The organism is Eubacterium ramulus ATCC 29099, from assembly GCF_000469345.1.
In the GTDB taxonomy this organism is placed as follows: Bacteria; Bacillota; Clostridia; order Lachnospirales; family Lachnospiraceae; genus Eubacterium_I; species Eubacterium_I ramulus.
In genome coordinates this window covers 8,995-25,880 of the sequence record NZ_KI271175.1, presented here as the reverse complement: position 1 = coordinate 25,880, position 16,886 = coordinate 8,995, and the positions used below count along the sequence as shown (strand labels likewise).

12 protein-coding genes and 1 riboswitch are annotated in these 16,886 nt (G+C 45.8%); of the genes, 10 read left to right on the top strand and 2 right to left on the bottom strand.

Annotation, left to right across the window (positions count from 1 at the left end; genetic code table 11):
• Complete coding sequence (locus tag HMPREF0373_RS13220) at positions 1-693, top strand: ECF transporter S component (RefSeq protein ID WP_021740257.1); 693 nt, start codon at positions 1-3, stop codon at positions 691-693.
• Between the two features lie 233 nt (positions 694-926).
• Positions 927-2,141, top strand: a complete 1,215-nt coding sequence (locus tag HMPREF0373_RS13215; RefSeq protein WP_021740256.1) for an LL-diaminopimelate aminotransferase — start codon at positions 927-929, stop codon at positions 2,139-2,141.
• 168 nt (positions 2,142-2,309) lie between these two features.
• On the opposite strand, the gene typA is transcribed toward HMPREF0373_RS13215, so the two are convergent.
• On the bottom strand, positions 2,310-4,139 hold the full coding sequence (gene typA, locus HMPREF0373_RS13210; protein WP_021740255.1) for a translational GTPase TypA: 1,830 nt from the start codon (positions 4,137-4,139) through the stop codon (positions 2,310-2,312).
• Positions 4,140-4,480: 341 nt separating this feature from the next.
• On the opposite strand from typA, the gene HMPREF0373_RS13205 reads away from it, so the two are divergent.
• From HMPREF0373_RS13205 to HMPREF0373_RS13170, 8 genes are all read left to right on the top strand, one after another.
• Positions 4,481-5,113: a single-stranded DNA-binding protein gene (locus HMPREF0373_RS13205; protein ID WP_021740253.1), complete on the top strand. Its 633-nt coding sequence runs from the start codon at positions 4,481-4,483 to the stop codon at positions 5,111-5,113.
• 141 nt (positions 5,114-5,254) lie between these two features.
• Positions 5,255-5,746 (top strand): cob(I)yrinic acid a,c-diamide adenosyltransferase, encoded by a 492-nt coding sequence (locus tag HMPREF0373_RS13200; protein ID WP_021740252.1) that lies wholly within the window; start codon positions 5,255-5,257, stop codon positions 5,744-5,746.
• A 109-nt stretch (positions 5,747-5,855) separates the two neighbouring features.
• Positions 5,856-6,032, top strand: a riboswitch (Lysine riboswitch).
• A 147-nt stretch (positions 6,033-6,179) separates the two neighbouring features.
• Complete coding sequence (dapA, locus tag HMPREF0373_RS13195) at positions 6,180-7,067, top strand: 4-hydroxy-tetrahydrodipicolinate synthase (protein ID WP_021740250.1); 888 nt, start codon at positions 6,180-6,182, stop codon at positions 7,065-7,067.
• Positions 7,068-7,143: 76 nt separating this feature from the next.
• On the top strand, positions 7,144-7,908 hold the full coding sequence (gene dapB, locus HMPREF0373_RS13190; RefSeq protein WP_021740249.1) for a 4-hydroxy-tetrahydrodipicolinate reductase: 765 nt from the start codon (positions 7,144-7,146) through the stop codon (positions 7,906-7,908).
• Between the two features lie 34 nt (positions 7,909-7,942).
• Positions 7,943-9,913: a fructose-bisphosphatase class III gene (locus HMPREF0373_RS13185; RefSeq protein WP_021740248.1), complete on the top strand. Its 1,971-nt coding sequence runs from the start codon at positions 7,943-7,945 to the stop codon at positions 9,911-9,913.
• Between the two features lie 234 nt (positions 9,914-10,147).
• A complete protein-coding gene (locus HMPREF0373_RS16125; RefSeq protein ID WP_021740247.1) occupies positions 10,148-10,786 on the top strand; it encodes a MarR family winged helix-turn-helix transcriptional regulator in 639 nt (212 codons plus the stop codon).
• A 50-nt stretch (positions 10,787-10,836) separates the two neighbouring features.
• On the top strand, positions 10,837-13,164 hold the full coding sequence (locus HMPREF0373_RS13175; protein WP_021740246.1) for an ABC transporter ATP-binding protein: 2,328 nt from the start codon (positions 10,837-10,839) through the stop codon (positions 13,162-13,164).
• Entirely contained in the window at positions 13,157-15,004 is a 1,848-nt protein-coding gene (locus HMPREF0373_RS13170; RefSeq protein WP_021740245.1) for an ABC transporter ATP-binding protein, read from the top strand. Before HMPREF0373_RS13175 ends, HMPREF0373_RS13170 begins: the two co-directional genes overlap by 8 nt.
• Before the next feature lie 272 nt (positions 15,005-15,276).
• Here HMPREF0373_RS13170 and HMPREF0373_RS13165 read toward each other — a convergent pair whose 3' ends face one another.
• Positions 15,277-16,611, bottom strand: a complete 1,335-nt coding sequence (locus tag HMPREF0373_RS13165) for an MATE family efflux transporter (protein ID WP_021740244.1) — start codon at positions 16,609-16,611, stop codon at positions 15,277-15,279.
• Positions 16,612-16,886 lie beyond the last annotated feature (275 nt).

Genomic DNA, 16,886 nt, shown 5'->3' with positions numbered 1-16,886 from the left:
ATGAGCAGTGAAAAACGACGAATTAGGAATGATGTGATCATGATCGGCAGCATAGTGGCGTTGATCGTTCTTGGCGTGCGATTATTTTCTGACCGGAGGTATACGCTGGTGTCCATGATGATCGCATTTCTGGCATGCTTCTTTTTCTATCTGACTTATGAGAAGAAAGAAGGCAGTATCCGCCGGATGGTCATGATCGCAGTTATGACGACCATCACGGTCATCAGCAGACTGATCTTCGGTGTAGTGCCCGGCTTCAAACCGATGTCAGCCATTATCATTCTGACCGGTATTTTTATGGGGCCGGAGTGTGGGTTTCTGGTAGGATCCCTCTCTGCACTGACTTCGAATATTTTCTTTGGACAGGGGCCATGGACTCCGTTTCAGATGCTGACATGGGGAATCATCGGATTTCTGTCCGGACTTCCGGGGATGCGAAAAGTGCTGCGCAACCGCATACCGCTGATAATCTGGGGCATGCTGATGGGAATGCTGTATTCCGGTATTATGGATATCTGGACAGTGCTGGATCTGACAGGTGTGTGGTCCTGGAAACGGTATCTGATGGCACTGAGCACAGCTGTACCATATATTATTGCCTATATGTCATCCAATGTGGTCTTTTTGATGATTGGATTAAAACCGTTGGGTGAGAAGCTGAATCGTGTGCAGACGAAGCATGGGATTTTTTAATCACAGTTCACCCATCACATGTATTCAGGTAATGATCATGCTTGTATGAGGAATTACCTGGATACATAGTGACGGAATCGGTTGCTTTTTTTCTATCAGTTATGTTATACTAAGTCCGCTTACATAAAACGCAGTACATATATGCGTTTATTTATGTAAGCGGACTTAGATTTTTGTTACTACACAGAATCCGAAGAAAATTTAAAGAGATTGTTTAGTGAGGAGTTGAGAAGATGTTTAAAGTGAATGACAACTATCAGAAACTTCCGGGCAGCTATCTGTTCAGCACGATTGCAAAAAAAGTAAGTGCATACCAGGCTGCAAATCCGGAGAAAACATTGATTCGTCTTGGAATCGGTGATGTTACCCAGCCACTGGCACCTGCAATTATCGATGCAATGCATGGTGCAGTTACAGAAATGGGAAATGCAGAGACCTTCCACGGTTATGCACCGGATCTCGGATATGAGTTCCTGCGCACTGCCATTGCGGACAATGACTATAAAGCAAGAGGATGCGACATCAGCGCAGATGAGATTTTTGTATCCGACGGAGCAAAGAGTGATTCCGGAAATATCCAGGAGATTTTTTCCGTAGATAACCGCATCGCTGTATGTGATCCGGTTTACCCGGTTTATGTGGATTCCAATGTTATGGCAGGCAGAACCGGTACTTACGATCCGAAAACTGAGATGTGGAGCAATGTCATCTACATGCCATGCACAAAAGAGAACAATTTCGTTCCGGAGTTCCCGAAGGAAGATCCGGACATCATTTATCTGTGTCTGCCAAATAATCCGACAGGTACTACCATCACAAAAGACCAGCTGCAGGAGTGGGTTGACTATGCCAACCGGATCGGTGCAGTGATCATTTATGACGGTGCATACGAAGCATACATTTCCGAGGATAATGTAGCTCATACGATCTATGAGTGCGAAGGCGCAAGAACTTGTGCCATCGAGCTGAAGAGTTTTTCAAAAAATGCCGGATTTACAGGTGTCCGTCTCGGATATGCCGTTGTTCCGAAAGACTTGAAATGCGGCGAGGTATCCTTGCATCAGATGTGGGCAAGACGTCACGGAACCAAATTCAACGGAGCTCCGTACATCGTACAGCGTGCCGGTGAGGCTGTATACAGCGAGGCAGGCAAAGCACAGTTAAAAGAACAGGTTGCATATTATATGAAAAATGCAGCAGCCATCAAAGGCGGACTGCAGAACGCAGGCTTTGAGGTGTTTGGCGGTGTGAACGCACCATATATCTGGTTAAAGACACCGGATCAGATGACATCCTGGGAGTTTTTCGATTACCTGCTTGAAAAGGCAAACGTTGTAGGTACACCGGGATCCGGATTCGGACCGAGTGGAGAGGGATACTTCAGACTGACAGCATTTGGAACGTATGAGAATACACTTGCTGCTCTGGAGCGCATCAAAGCGTTATAGGAAATTATGATAAAAAACTGTCGCATTTCGGTGCGACGGTTTTTTAAAATTAAGAAAATCTATTTGCTTTCATTGTAAATAGTGGTTTGAACATGCGCATTTTAATGCGTGGCAAAAGAAAACACAAGAGAAAAGACGTCTTAGTCTGTCTCTTGTGTTTTCTTGCATTTATTTCTTGAAAGATGCACGTTTTCTTAAAGTCGGATCAAGGATCTTCTTACGGATTCTCAGGCTTTCCGGAGTTACTTCCAGAAGCTCATCGGTATCAATGAAGTCAAGTGCCTGCTCCAGACTCAGAATTCTCGGCGGTGTCAATGTCAGTGCCTCGTCAGCAGAAGAGGAACGTGTATTGGTCAGATGTTTCTTTTTGCAGACATTTAATTCAATATCCTCACCACGGGAACACTGTCCGATGACCATGCCGGAGTATACTTTTTCACCAGGTCCGATAAACAGGGAACCACGCTCCTGTGCGGAGAACAGACCGTATGCTACGGACTCACCGGACTCGAAAGCAATCAGGGAACCAAGTTTACGATACTGGATATCTCCACGGTATGGTTCATAGCCACAGAAGATGGTGTTGATGATGCCGTTACCTTTTGTGTCTGTCATAAAATCGCCACGGTAACCGATGAGACCACGGGACGGAATTTTGAATTCCAGACGGGTATAACCGCCGCTGATGCTTCCCATATTCTGCAGCTCACCTTTACGCTGGCTCAGTTTCTCGATAACAACACCGGTGAACTCATCCGGTACATCGATGTAAGCCTGTTCCATTGGCTCTGTTTTTTTGCCATTCTCATCTGTATGGTACAGAACTTCTGCTTTACTTACTGCAAATTCATAACCTTCACGACGCATGTTCTCGATCAGAACAGACAGATGCAGTTCGCCACGACCGGATACTTTGAAGCTGTCAGCACTGTCGGTTTCCTCTACACGGAGGGAAACATCTGTGTTCAGCTCTTTGAAGAGACGGTCACGGATATGACGGGAAGTAATGTATTTTCCTTCCTGACCTGCCAGCGGGCTGTCATTTACGATGAAATTCATGGAGATGGTCGGCTCGGAAATCTTCTGGAACGGGATCGCTACCGGATTTTCCGGATCACAGATCGTATCACCGATATGGATATCAGCGATACCGGAGATCGCTACGATGGATCCGATCTTTGCTTCTTTTACTTCTACTTTATTTAATCCGTCAAACTCATACAGTTTGCTGATGCGGACTTTTTTCTGTTTTTCCGGATCGTGTGCGTTCAGCATGATGGCATCCTGGTTCACACGCAGGCAGCCGTTGTCGACTTTGCCGACACCGATACGTCCAACGTACTCATTGTAGTCGATGGTACTGATCAGAACCTGTGTGTTTGCATCCGGATCACCTTCCGGAGCCGGAATGTAGTTTAAGATTGTCTCAAACAGCGGCATCATATCTTTCGGCTCGTCGTCAAGACTCAGGGTTGCATAACCGTTCTTTGCAGATGCGTAAACGAATGGGCAGTCAAGCTGCTCATCGGAAGCATCCAGATCCATGAACAGTTCCAGAACTTCGTCGATGACTTCATCCGGTCTTGCCTCAGGACGATCGATTTTGTTAATGCAGACGATAACCGGAAGATTCAGTTCCAGTGCTTTCATCAGAACGAATTTTGTCTGAGGCATAGCACCCTCAAATGCGTCAACCACAAGGATAACGCCATTTACCATTTTCAGGACACGCTCTACCTCTCCTCCGAAATCAGCATGACCCGGAGTATCAATGATGTTGATTTTTGTATCTTTGTAAAATACTGCAGTATTTTTAGACAGAATCGTGATTCCTCGTTCACGCTCGATGTCATTGGAATCCATGACACGTTCCTGCACTTCCTGATTCTGACGGAAGACGCCGGATTGTTTCAGCAGCTCGTCTACCAGTGTTGTTTTGCCGTGGTCTACGTGAGCGATGATAGCAATATTACGAATGTCCTCTCTTTTTGTTTTCATTACATGTATCCTTCCTTCTGAATAAATCAGTTGTTTATAGTTTCGTCTATCGAAATGATAGAAAATGTAGTCTTTATATCAGTGCAACCAATTTATTTTATCACAAAATGAGAATTTGACAAGAGGAAGAATAAAAAATGTTATCGACAAAAATAACTATAATATTCATTCACTGAATGATACATTATGGGAGCCGGAAGACAAAAGCTGCTGCAGAAAACCCAGACCACAGAGGGGAGCGTTTCTGCTGAAGTTCAGGTTCTAAACGCGAAAAAAAAGAATAAATTAAAAACACAAGGAAGTACATGTAGAAAGATACATGTGAAGAAGGGAGCACAATTATGACAGATAAATTGTTTGAAAACAACCAGGTGACAATGATGGGTGAGATTGTTTCAGCGTTTCAATTCAGTCATGAAGTATTTGGAGAAGGTTTTTACATGGTGGAACTGGCGGTGAGCCGTCTGAGTAATTACTCCGATTATATCCCGCTGATGGTTTCAGAACGCCTGATCGATACTGAACAGGATTACACCGGGCAGTTCATCCGGATCAGCGGACAGTTCCGGTCTTATAACCGCCATGAAGAAAAGAAAAATCGTCTTGTGCTGTCGGTGTTTGTCAGAGAACTGGAGTTTTTGGATGAGATAGATGAAAATGAGAAAACAAACCAGATCTTTCTGGATGGCTATATCTGCAAAGAACCGATTTACCGAAAAACGCCTCTGGGAAGGGAGATTGCCGATGTGCTGCTGGCAGTGAACCGGTCTTATGGAAAGTCAGATTACATACCATGCATCTGCTGGGGCAGAAATGCACGGTTTGCCTCCGGGTTCACAGTGGGATGTCACATTCAGATCGTTGGCAGGGTGCAGAGCCGGGAATATGTCAAACGGATCAGTGAGGAAGAAGTGGAGCACCGGGTGGCATACGAAGTATCTGTGAGTAAGGTGGATCTGTTGGAAGACGAATAGAAATATTTGCATTTTTTGGATAAATGTGCTATCTTAAATCCGGTTTGAGGATCGTTCTGATGCTGCAAATGTAGAAATAAAGCATCCGATACAGAATATGCAGGCTGCAAAGAAGCATATGTGACTTCAAAGGAGGAGACTATGAGTACAGGAAAAATACAGGTATATTATGGTGCCGGCAGGGGAAAGACATCGGCGGCATTAGGATATGCCATTCATGAGGCAAGCAAGGGAGAATCCGTCATTGTAATTCAGTTTTTAAAACGGAAAGATGAAGATGAGATCAGCTTTCTCGGACGTCTCGAACCGGAGATCCGTCTGTTTCGTTTTCAGAAATCAGAGAAATATTACAATGAACTGCCGGATGAAGGACAGTTAGAAGAGCAGATGAATATGAAAAACGGCATCAATTATGCCAGAAAGGTACTGCAGACAGGGGAGTGCAATATTCTGATCCTGGATGAGGTACTGGGACTCCTGAATGAGCAGATTGTGTCAGAAGAGGAGATTGTTCAGTTGATGGAACTGAAATCCGATGATATGGATCTGATCATGACCGGACAGATCATCAGCGATGGTATCATTACTCATGCAGATGAGGTGTATGAAATCTGCATCAAAAAGGAAGGATAGAAGAAATCCTTCTGTGAACTATAATAAATATGTGAAAAGTCTGTATAAAAATACAAACCGAAGGTTGACAATTCTGTTTCAAAGTGTTATATTGAGCACCAACAAAACATTAACAGATAGAGGTTGCGTGGATTAAGAGTAATCTGCCGTATGTTCCGATTCACAGATGAGGGCAGAGGAAAGGAAGACACGCCGAAAGAATATATGGGAACGGCTGTATATTGCTTGGGGGCAATGTGAAGAACATTGTAACTGTCATCGGAAACGATGGTGCGCTATCACTGAAATAGGACGTTTAATTCGTTTGTGTATTTAAGACATGAATCAGTTTCAGGAACCAGCGCGTGAGCTGGTTCATTTTTTTGTCAATCTATTCAGAAAAAGCAGTAATTCGTTTCGTTTGTTGAAAGTATATAGGTAGGAGGAGTTTGAAATGCCAATTTTCAAAGGAGCAGGTGTTGCAATTGTTACACCGATGAAAGAGAATTTAGAAGTTAACTATGAACTGCTGGAGAGAAACATCAATTATCAGATTGATAACGGTACAGATGCCATTATTATTGCCGGTACAACCGGTGAGAGTGCAACTTTATCCGAAGAAGAACATAAAAAAGTTGTAAAAGCAGCCATTGAGTTTACAAAACACCGTGTTCCGGTCATTGCAGGAACCGGTTCTAACAGTACGCAGACAGCCATCGAGCTTTCTCAGGAAGCTGACAAAGACGGTGCAGATGCTGTTCTGATCGTAACACCTTACTATAACAAAGCAACACAGAAAGGTCTTATTGCACATTATACCAGCGTTGCAAATTCTATCAAAGTGCCGGTGATCATGTACAATGTTCCGTCCAGAACAGGCTGTGGACTGAATCCGGAGACCATCGCACATCTGGTAAAAAATGTAGATAATATCGTAGGTTTGAAAGATGCCACCGGAGATCTGTCTCACGCAGCAAAAACCATGAACCTGTGTGACGGAAAACTGGAACTGTATTCCGGAAATGATGATCAGGTAGTTCCGCTGTTATCACTGGGCGGTCTGGGTGTGATTTCTGTATTATCCAATATCGCACCGCGCCAGACCCATGATATCGTGATGGAGTTTCTGGAGGGAGATTATAAGAAAGCAGCAAAATTACAGCTGGATGCAATTCCACTGATCAACGCATTATTCTGTGAAGTAAACCCGATTCCGGTAAAAACAGCCATGAACATGCTTGGCTGGGAAGCTGGTCCGCTGAGAGCACCACTGTGTGAGATGGAAGATGCACACAAGGAGATGCTCCGTCAGGAAATGATCAGATACGGTTTATTAAAATAAATACAATAAATTGTCTTGCCCCCGCATGATGTGCGGGGGTATTATTAAATAGAAAGATTACGGAGGAAGATAAATTATGACAAAAGTAATTATGAATGGATGCAACGGACATATGGGTCATGTGATCAGTGATCTGTGTGAAAAAGATCCTGAGATTGAGATCGTGGCAGGCATTGACATCAACACGGAGCAGCATTACGGCTATCCGGTATTTGCAAATATTGGAGACTGCGATGTGGCAGCTGATGCCATTATTGATTTTTCACATGTCAGCTGTATTGATGCTCTTATGGCATATTGCGTATCCCGTCAGATTCCGGTGGTTGTATGTACCACAGGTCTTTCCGGTGAGCAGGACGCTCTGTTAAAAACATCCAGCGAGAAAGTCGCTGTATTGAAATCAGCAAATATGTCTCTGGGTGTGAATACTTTGATGGAATTGCTTCAGACGGCTGCAAAGGTGCTGGCTCCGGCAGGATTTGACATGGAGATCGTGGAGAAACATCACAATCAGAAGCTGGATGCTCCGAGCGGAACTGCCATTGCGCTGGCTGATTCCATGAATGAAGCACTGGATGAGGCATATTCCTACAAATATGACCGTTCTCAGGAACGTAAGAAACGTGACAAATATGAGATCGGCATTCAGGCGGTCCGCGGCGGTAATATCGTCGGTGAACATGAAGTAATCTTTGCAGGAACGGATGAAGTGATCACATTCAAACATACTGCATATTCCAAAGCCATCTTTGGCAAGGGAGCCATTGAGGCAGCAAAATATCTGGCAGGAAAACCGGCCGGATTTTACGGAATGGCAGATGTGATCAAGAGTGCATCCTAAAACACGAACGATTTAATAAGGGGGATAACCAGGCATGGAAAATGCAGATATCAAGTATTTGAAGGTACTGGCAACACAATATCCAAACATTGCAGCAGCAGCGACAGAAATCGTCAATCTGAAGGCAATCTTAAGTCTGCCGAAAGCCACAGAGCATTTTATTACAGATGTTCACGGGGAATATGAACAGTTTCGGCATGTTATGTGCAACGGTTCCGGAGCCGTACAGCGCAAGATTGAAGACGAATTCGGAAGTTCTCTTGGAATTCCGGAGAAACGTACCCTGGCGACATTGATCTATTATCCGGAATTGAAGATCAAACAGATTGAGGGAAAACTGACACAGCGGGAAAATCTGGAAGACTGGTATAAAGTGACAATCTTCCGTCTGATCCGCGTGTGTAAAAATGCATCATCCAAGTATACCCGTTCCAAAGTGCGGAAATCATTGCCAAAAGATTTTGCATATATTATTGAGGAACTGATGACAGGAAGACCGGATGTGGCAGATCAGGAAGCGTATTATAATGAAATCATCAACTCTGTCATCCACACCGGCAGAGCCGCACAGCTGATCATTGATTTCTGCTATCTGGTGCGCAGATTTACTGTAGATCATCTGCATGTGGTAGGCGATATTTTTGACCGAGGTCCATACCCGCATCTGATCATGGATGATCTGATGACTCATCATTCTGTGGACATCCAATGGGGAAACCACGATATCCTGTGGATGGGAGCAGCGGCCGGTTCCGTACCATGTATGTGCAATATGCTGCGTATTTCCGCCCGTTACGGCAACCTGGCGATTCTGGAGGATGCGTACGGGATCAATATGATCCCACTGATGCGGCTTGCCATTGATTGCTATCAGGGACATACAAGTAAGACATTCAATGTTCATGTGCGGGATGATGATAAGGAATACGACAGGGATTATGCAGAGATGGATGCCATGATGCACAAAGCCATCACCATTATTCAGTTCAAGGTGGAAGGGCAGCTGATCAAGAAGCATCCGGAGTGGAATATGAAGGAACGTCTGCTGCTGGACAAGATTGATTATAAGCAGGGAACCATAAAACTGGGCGGCAAAGAATATCCGTTGAATGACACCTATTTTCCGACCATTGATCCAAAGGATCCATATAAACTGACTCATGAAGAGGAAGACGTAGTGGAACGATTGAAAAACAGCTTTCTCGGCAGTGAGCGTCTGCAGCGTCATATCCGTTTTCTGTATACAAAAGGAAGCCTCTATAAAGTATATAATGGAAACCTGCTGTATCATGGATGCGTGCCGTTGAATGAGGATGGCAGTTTTATGAAAGTCAGGATTTTTGACAAAACTTACAGTGGAAAGGCGTTGTACGATATTCTGGAGCATTATGCCAGAAAAGGATATTATTCCATTGATCCGCAGGAGAAGCAACGAGGTGAGGATATCCTGTGGTTTATCTGGAAAAACAAACATTCACCGGTGTTTGGAAAAGAACGTATGGCGACGTTTGAGCGTTACTTTATTGATGCCACGGAAACGCACGAAGAGCCAAAAAATGCTTACTACCGTCTCTTTGAGAAGGAAGAGATCGTAGATAAGATTCTGAAGGAATTCGGACTTCCGGTGCAGGGGGCACATATCATTAACGGTCATATTCCGGTCATTGTGAAAAAAGGTGAATCACCGGTAAAATGCGGCGGCAAGCTGTTGGTCATTGACGGTGGATTTTCCAAGGCATATCAGCCGAAGACCGGCATCGCCGGCTACACGCTGATCTACAACTCCTACGGTCTGGTATTGGCAGCACATGAGCCATTTACTTCTATGGAAGATACGGTGCTGAATGAGACTTGCATCCATTCCCATATCGTCATGGAACAGAATGTGGTGAAACGGAAAACTGTAAACGATACCGATACCGGAAAGGTATTGCGGGAGAATATTGCGGAACTGGAAGAACTGCTGCAGGCGTATCGAAGTGGTATGCTGGTGGAGAAGTTCTGAAAAACAGAATAATGAGATTCGAAAGAGGAATCAGCTGATTTTATATTTATTTTAGAATTGCTGCTTCCTCTTTTTGTTGACAATAATGATTAACAGTGTTAATATTTAGCGACAGTTAATTGTTAACACTGTTAAATATTGGGACGAGAAAAGCGTTCTCACTGAAGAGCATATGGAATGATAAGAGCAGTGGGGTGTTTTGGAGCATAAGGAAAGGAGGACTATCCGGGAGTTATGGAAAATGCAAAGGATAAGAAAGAGGAACAGACAAAGAATGCGGATACTTCTGCAGCGCGTGAGATGAGATGCAGCTGTGCCGGATATATGGAACGGATAAAGGCCATAGACTCGATGGAAGATATGGAGCAGAACGTGTGGGAGGCACTGCATATGTTCCGAAAACTGAATATCGGAAGTATTCTTCCACACCTGAACAAAGGCGAGTTTGTATTGATGAACGGCATTTACCATGTGCAGAAGAAAATCAGTTCCGAGCATGGTGTAAAGATGTCTGATCTGGCGGAATATACGCATGCGCTGCCTCCGGCAGTGTCACGCAGTATCAAAGCATTGGAAGAAAAAGGATATGTCAGACGTTTTGTGGATCAGAAAGACCGAAGAAATACACTGGTGGAGATTACAAAATCCGGGCAGGAGGTTCTGGATGAATCCAATGAGATTACGAATGAATTTATCCGCCGGGTATTTGAAAAAACGGATAAAGAAGAAATGGCGCGGCTGGTGAGTTATATTCACCAGCAATATGATCTGGCCAAAGAAGAACTGGAAAAAATCCGGCAGAGCCAGAAGAAAGCAGCTGATAAGCATACCGGTGCAAATCATAGTGCGAATGTCCGCTTTACAGACAGCTGAATTTGGAAACGCTTAGCGTAGTAGTAGTAAACAGAAAGGAAATCACGGAAATGAAGAAGATTTTTAAGAACATGATTCCGTACTGGAAGACGATTCTTGTGATCGTGGCAGTGCTTGTGCTCCAGGCATACTGTGATCTGGCATTGCCGACTTATACTGCAGATATCATCGATGTGGGAATTCAGAACAAGGGTATCGAGTACAGTCTTCCAGAGGAGATAACAGCGGAGGAATATGAAGATGCACAGCTTTTTATGACAAAAGAAGAAAAAACGCTGTGGGCATCCAGCTATGAAGCGACACAGCATGAGACATATGAGTGTTCAGTGACAGACAAAGAGACGCTGGGGGAGCTGGATTCCGAATTTGCCATACCGCTGATCCTGAATTATCAGATGTCCCGGATGGAAGAAGCACAGTTCAAAAAACTGCTTGCAGAGCAGACCGGCGGGGACGTATCGGTATATGAACAGATGAGTCTGGAGCAGATTGGCCAGATGATGGGAACAGAGTTGAAAGTATCAGAAAAAGATGTGGAACAGGAGGATGGAAGTACACAGACGGTAACCTGTGTGGATATCCGTCCGATGTTTGAAGCAATGATCAAGAGCGGGCAGATGGATGAGGATGCAGTGCTTTCCATGCGGGATTCCACGCAGAAAATGGTGGATGCCATGGGAGATTCCATGATCACGGCCAGCAAAGCAGCCTATGCGGCATCCTGCGATGAAGCAGCCGGTCTGAACCTGGCACAGATCCAGACATCCTATCTGTGGAAAAAAGGATTGCAGATGGCTGGTCTGGCTGCAATTATGATGGCCTGCGCTATTTTTGTATCCTATCTGGCATCCAAAGTGGGAGCCGGTGTGGGACGTTCTCTGCGCGGTCGCCTGTATGAGAAAGTCATGCATTTTTCCAATGCGGAGATGGAGCATTTCTCCACAGCATCTCTGATCACTCGAAGTACCAATGATGTACAGCAGATCCAGATGGTGACAGCAATCTTTCTGCGGATGCTTGCCTACGCACCGATCCTTGGTATCGGCGGTATCATCAAAGTAATACAGACAAGATCCGGCATGGGCTGGCTGATCGTAGCGGCGGTCATCGTGATCTTTGCATTTGTCATGATACTGATGAGTGTGGCACTGCCGAAGTTCAGGCAAATGCAGGAAAAAGTGGATGGTGTCAATCTGGTTTCCAGAGAGATTCTTACCGGTCTTCCGGTTATCCGTGCATTCCGTCGTGAGGATAAAGAGGAAGAACGGTTTGACGGTGTGAACCGGGAACTGACAAAGACCATGCTTTTCACAAACCGTGTCATGACGCTGATGATGCCCGGTATGATGCTGATCATGTATGCCCTGACCGTAGCCATTGTCTGGGTGGCAGCTAAAAAAATAGATCTTGGAGTGATGCAGGTTGGTTCCATGACTGCATTTATCACGTATGCGATGCTGATCGTTATGGCATTCCTGATGCTGACAATGATGTCTGTTATGCTTCCGCGTGCCGGTGTGGCAGCAGACCGTATTGATGAAGTATTGCATACAGATTTTACAATCCGGGAAGCAACAGAACCGAAACATATCGAAACATCAGAGGGTGTGTTGAAATTTGACCATGTGGATTTCATATATCCGGGCAGCAGGGAGCCGGCGATTCACGACATTGACTTCACTGCTTATCCGGGGCAGACTACGGCGATCATCGGAAGTACCGGTTGTGGAAAATCTACGATCGTGAATCTGATTCCGCGTCTGTATGATGTGACGAAGGGAAGCATAACACTGGACGGTATTGATATCCGGGAACTTTCTATGAAAGACCTGCGTCAGCAGATTGGATTTGTACCGCAAAAAGGTGTGTTGTTTTCCGGAACGATTGCGTCCAACCTGCGTTTTGGAAACGCCGAAGCAACGGATGCCCAGGTAGTTCAGGCAGCACAGATTGCCCAGGCGGAAGAATTTATCGAAGAAAAACCGGAGAAATATGAATCTCCGATCGCTCAGGGCGGAACGAACGTGTCCGGAGGACAGAAGCAGCGTCTTGCCATTGCCCGTGCCATCGCAAAACATCCGAGAATCTTTGTGTTTGATGACAGCTTTTCCGCACTGGATCTGAAGACAGATGCAAAACTGAGGAAAGCACTCTCAGATACCGTTCAGGAAAGCACGGTGATCATCGTGGCACAGCGTATCAGTACAATTTTGCATGCAGATCAGATCCTTGTGCTGGATGAAGGGGAGATTGTTGGAAAAGGAACCCATGAGGAATTGATGAAACACTGTACGGTATATCAGGAGATTGCAAAATCTCAGATGTCCGCAAAAGAACTTGGCCTGACAGACGGAGAGGAGGGTGAGTACCATGAGTAATGAAAGAAATATACATTCTGCTTCCCGACCGAGACGCGGAATGAGACCGGGCAGAGGGATGGTCCCGGGTGAAAAGGCAAAAGATCTGAAAGGTGCCCTTGGAAAAATTCTCCGCTATATGGGAAAATATAAGATCGCCGTTGTGTTTGTCATGATCATCGCGGCATGTTCCACAGTATTCAGTGTGCTTGGCCCGAAGGTACTTGGTAAGGCGACGACAGGCCTGGCAGAAGGTCTGATGGCAAAAGTAGCCGGAACCGGCGGCATTGATTTTTCCTATATAGGAAAAGTGCTGCTGTTTGTACTTGGTTTATATCTGCTCAGCTCTGTCTTGAGTTTTGTGCAGGGATGGATCATGACCGGTATCACACAGAAAATCTGTTACCGGATGCGAAAAGAAATTACAGAAAAAATAAACCGCATGCCGATGAAATATTTTGAGAGCCGTACTTACGGTGAAGTGTTATCCAGAATTACGAATGATGTGGATACGCTGGGGATGGGGTTAAACCAGAGTGTGACCCAGATCATTACATCTACGGCCACCATCATCGGTGTGCTGGTGATGATGCTCAGTATTTCTCCGCTGATGACACTGATCGCGCTGGTGGTACTGCCGGTTTCGGGGTTGTGTGTTTCTCTGGTGGTGAAAAAATCCCAGAAACATTTCATTACACAGCAGGAGTACCTGGGACATATCAATGGACAGGTAGAAGAAAGCTATGGTGGTCATCTGGTCATCAAAGCTTACAACAAAGAAGATGAAATGATTGCCCGGTTTAACCGGACAAATGATGTATTATATACTTCTGCATGGAAATCTCAGTTCCTTTCCGGAATCATGATGCCGATCATGCAGTTTGTCGGAAATCTGGGGTATGCGGCAGTGGCACTCAGTGGTGGTATGCTGGCCATTCGAGGCGTGATCACCATCGGTGATATCCAGGCATTTATCCAGTATGTGAAGAGTTTTACGCAGCCGATCCAGCAGATCGCACAGGTAACAAATCAGGTGCAGTCTATGGCAGCGGCAGCAGAGCGTGTGTTTGAATTCCTGGAGGAAGAGGAAGAAGATCAGGTAGTGGAGCATCCGGCAGATGTGACAAAAGTGATTGGAAATGTAGCGTTTGATCATGTAAGTTTTGGTTATAATCCGAACCAGCTTATTGTGCATGATTTCAGTGCACAGGTGGCTGCCGGACAGAAGATTGCCATTGTTGGTCCGACGGGAGCCGGCAAGACTACCATGGTGAAACTGCTGATGCGTTTCTATGATGTCAACAGCGGATCTATCCGTATTGACGGACACGATATCCGGGAGTTCAATCGCCGGGAGCTGAGAGATGCGTTTGGAATGGTATTGCAGGATACCTGGCTTTTTAAAGGAAGTATCATGGAAAATATCCGTTATGGACGTTTGGATGCTACGGACGAGGAAGTTGTGGCAGCCGCAAAAGCAGCTCATGCGGATCATTTTATCCGGACACTGCCTGGTGGCTATGAGATGGAACTGAATGAAGATGCCAGCAATATTTCGCAGGGACAAAAGCAGTTGCTGACGATCGCAAGAGCGATTCTGGCAGATAACCGCATTCTGATTCTGGATGAGGCGACATCTTCTGTGGATACCAGAACGGAAGAACTGATTCAGAGTGCCATGGATAACCTGATGAAAGGACGGACCAGTTTCGTGATCGCACACCGACTGTCCACGATCAAAAATGCGGATATTATTCTTGTTATGAAAGATGGAGATATCATCGAGCAGGGCTCCCATGAGGAACTGCTGGAACAGGGTGGTTTTTATGCGGATCTGTATAACAGCCAGTTCGCGGAATAAAAACAATGCTTAAAATTTAATATATGAAAGCAAAATCGGAGAAAATTATCTCGTTCGCTAGACGTGCACTACCTTCGTTTCACTTCGTTTTCATCGCGCTCGTTCCCACGCCTGAAAAAGAGGTCGTTCCCACTCGCGCAAAAACTTGTGAAACTCAGTCGTTTACTTAATCGCTCACTGAGATAATTTTCTCCGATTTTGCCATTTCAGTTATGAAATCACGGAATAATATAACATCGTCTGTCTTGGATGTTTTCATTTTGTTCCTTACATTAAGTATGCGAACGGTAATACTTTGTAGTGCGCTGGCGGTACAGCATGAGCAGTCCGCGGACACACAGTTCAATCGGCATTGCGATCCACATGCCGGTGAGACCAAGGCGGCTGACAAGAATCAGTGCCAGGCCGATGCGCACGATCCAGATACTGCCAAGGTTCATCAGACTTGGTACGAAGGTGTCTCCGGTGCCGCGCAGTGCACCGGCGGCAACGATGGACACGCCAAAGAGCGGTTCCGCAAGCAGCTCAATGCGCAGGATATGAACGGACATTGCCTGCACAGTGACATCCGGTGTCAGAAGCCGGAAGACCAGCGGGCAGGCGAACATCATAATGGCACCGGTGCAGCCCATGAAAATGGCACCCATGGCGGTACTGATGTTACCGAAACGTTTGGCTGTTTTAAATTCTCTGGCACCGATGTTGCGTCCAACCAGTGTGGTTGCAGCCATACCAAGACCATAGCCTGGCATGTAGCACAGACTTTCTGCGGTAACGGCAAAAGAATTTGCAGCGATGGCAGCGGCTCCCAGTGGGGCAATGATCCGGGTGGATACGACCATAGCACCGTTCATGGCGATTTCCTGAACGGCCACCGGCATTCCAATCTGAAATGCTTTGCGCAGAATGTTACGGTCAAAATGATGTTTGTCAGTACGTCTGAGGTGCAGCTGCTTGTTGCAGATGCAACAACGCCATGTCATGATCAGACTGATGATGGCACAGGCGAGTGCTGTTCCCATACCGGCACCAAGGACACCAAAGCGTGGGATAAACAAGGCATTGAATACTACATCCAGTACACACATGACGGCATTTAAAATACTTGGTGTCACCATATCACCGCTGCATTGCAAAAATGCCGATGTTAGGGAATTCAACTGTGAAAATGGGATCATCAGTGAATATACAAAAAAGTATGCAGTTGCGTTCGGACAGATTGCCGGATCACCGCCTAACAGGATTGGCAGTGGATGACTGAGCAAAAGACCGCTGAAAGCTAAGAGCCCGGAAATGCTCAGGGCACTGATCAGACCGTGCCGGATGACGTTCCTGGCATCAGAATCCTGACCGGCACCGATGTGATGTGCCACCTGCACGGAAAAACCGGCAGAAACTGCGGACAGGACTCCATTATACAACCAGGTCATGGCAACGACCAGACCGATAGCGGCAGAAGCGGCGGCACCCAGAGCACCAACCATGGCAGAGTCGATGTACTGCATGGCGATGGTGGTGATCTGCGTCAGAATGGCGGGCAGACTCAGCTGCCAGACCTGCTTTACTTCCGGTTTTAGTTTTGTCCAGTTTAATGTTAGTTTCCCCATATAATCTTACTCCCCCTTGTAATATTTTAGACTGAGTTGGACCTCCGACTGAGTTCAAGTCGAACGCACGTGAGACTTGGTGCGTGAATCTGGTCAGCGAAAGCTGACATATTCTTTTCAGAATCACTGCACTCTACACTTCGCCAGGCAGCAAAAAAGGACTCTTCCGTTTTGTCTTGACCACTAATAATCGCTGGCCGGGACAAAATAGTCCGAGTCCTTTCCTCTGCCTGTCATAGTGCAATTCAAGTCGAACGCATGTGAGACTTGGTGCG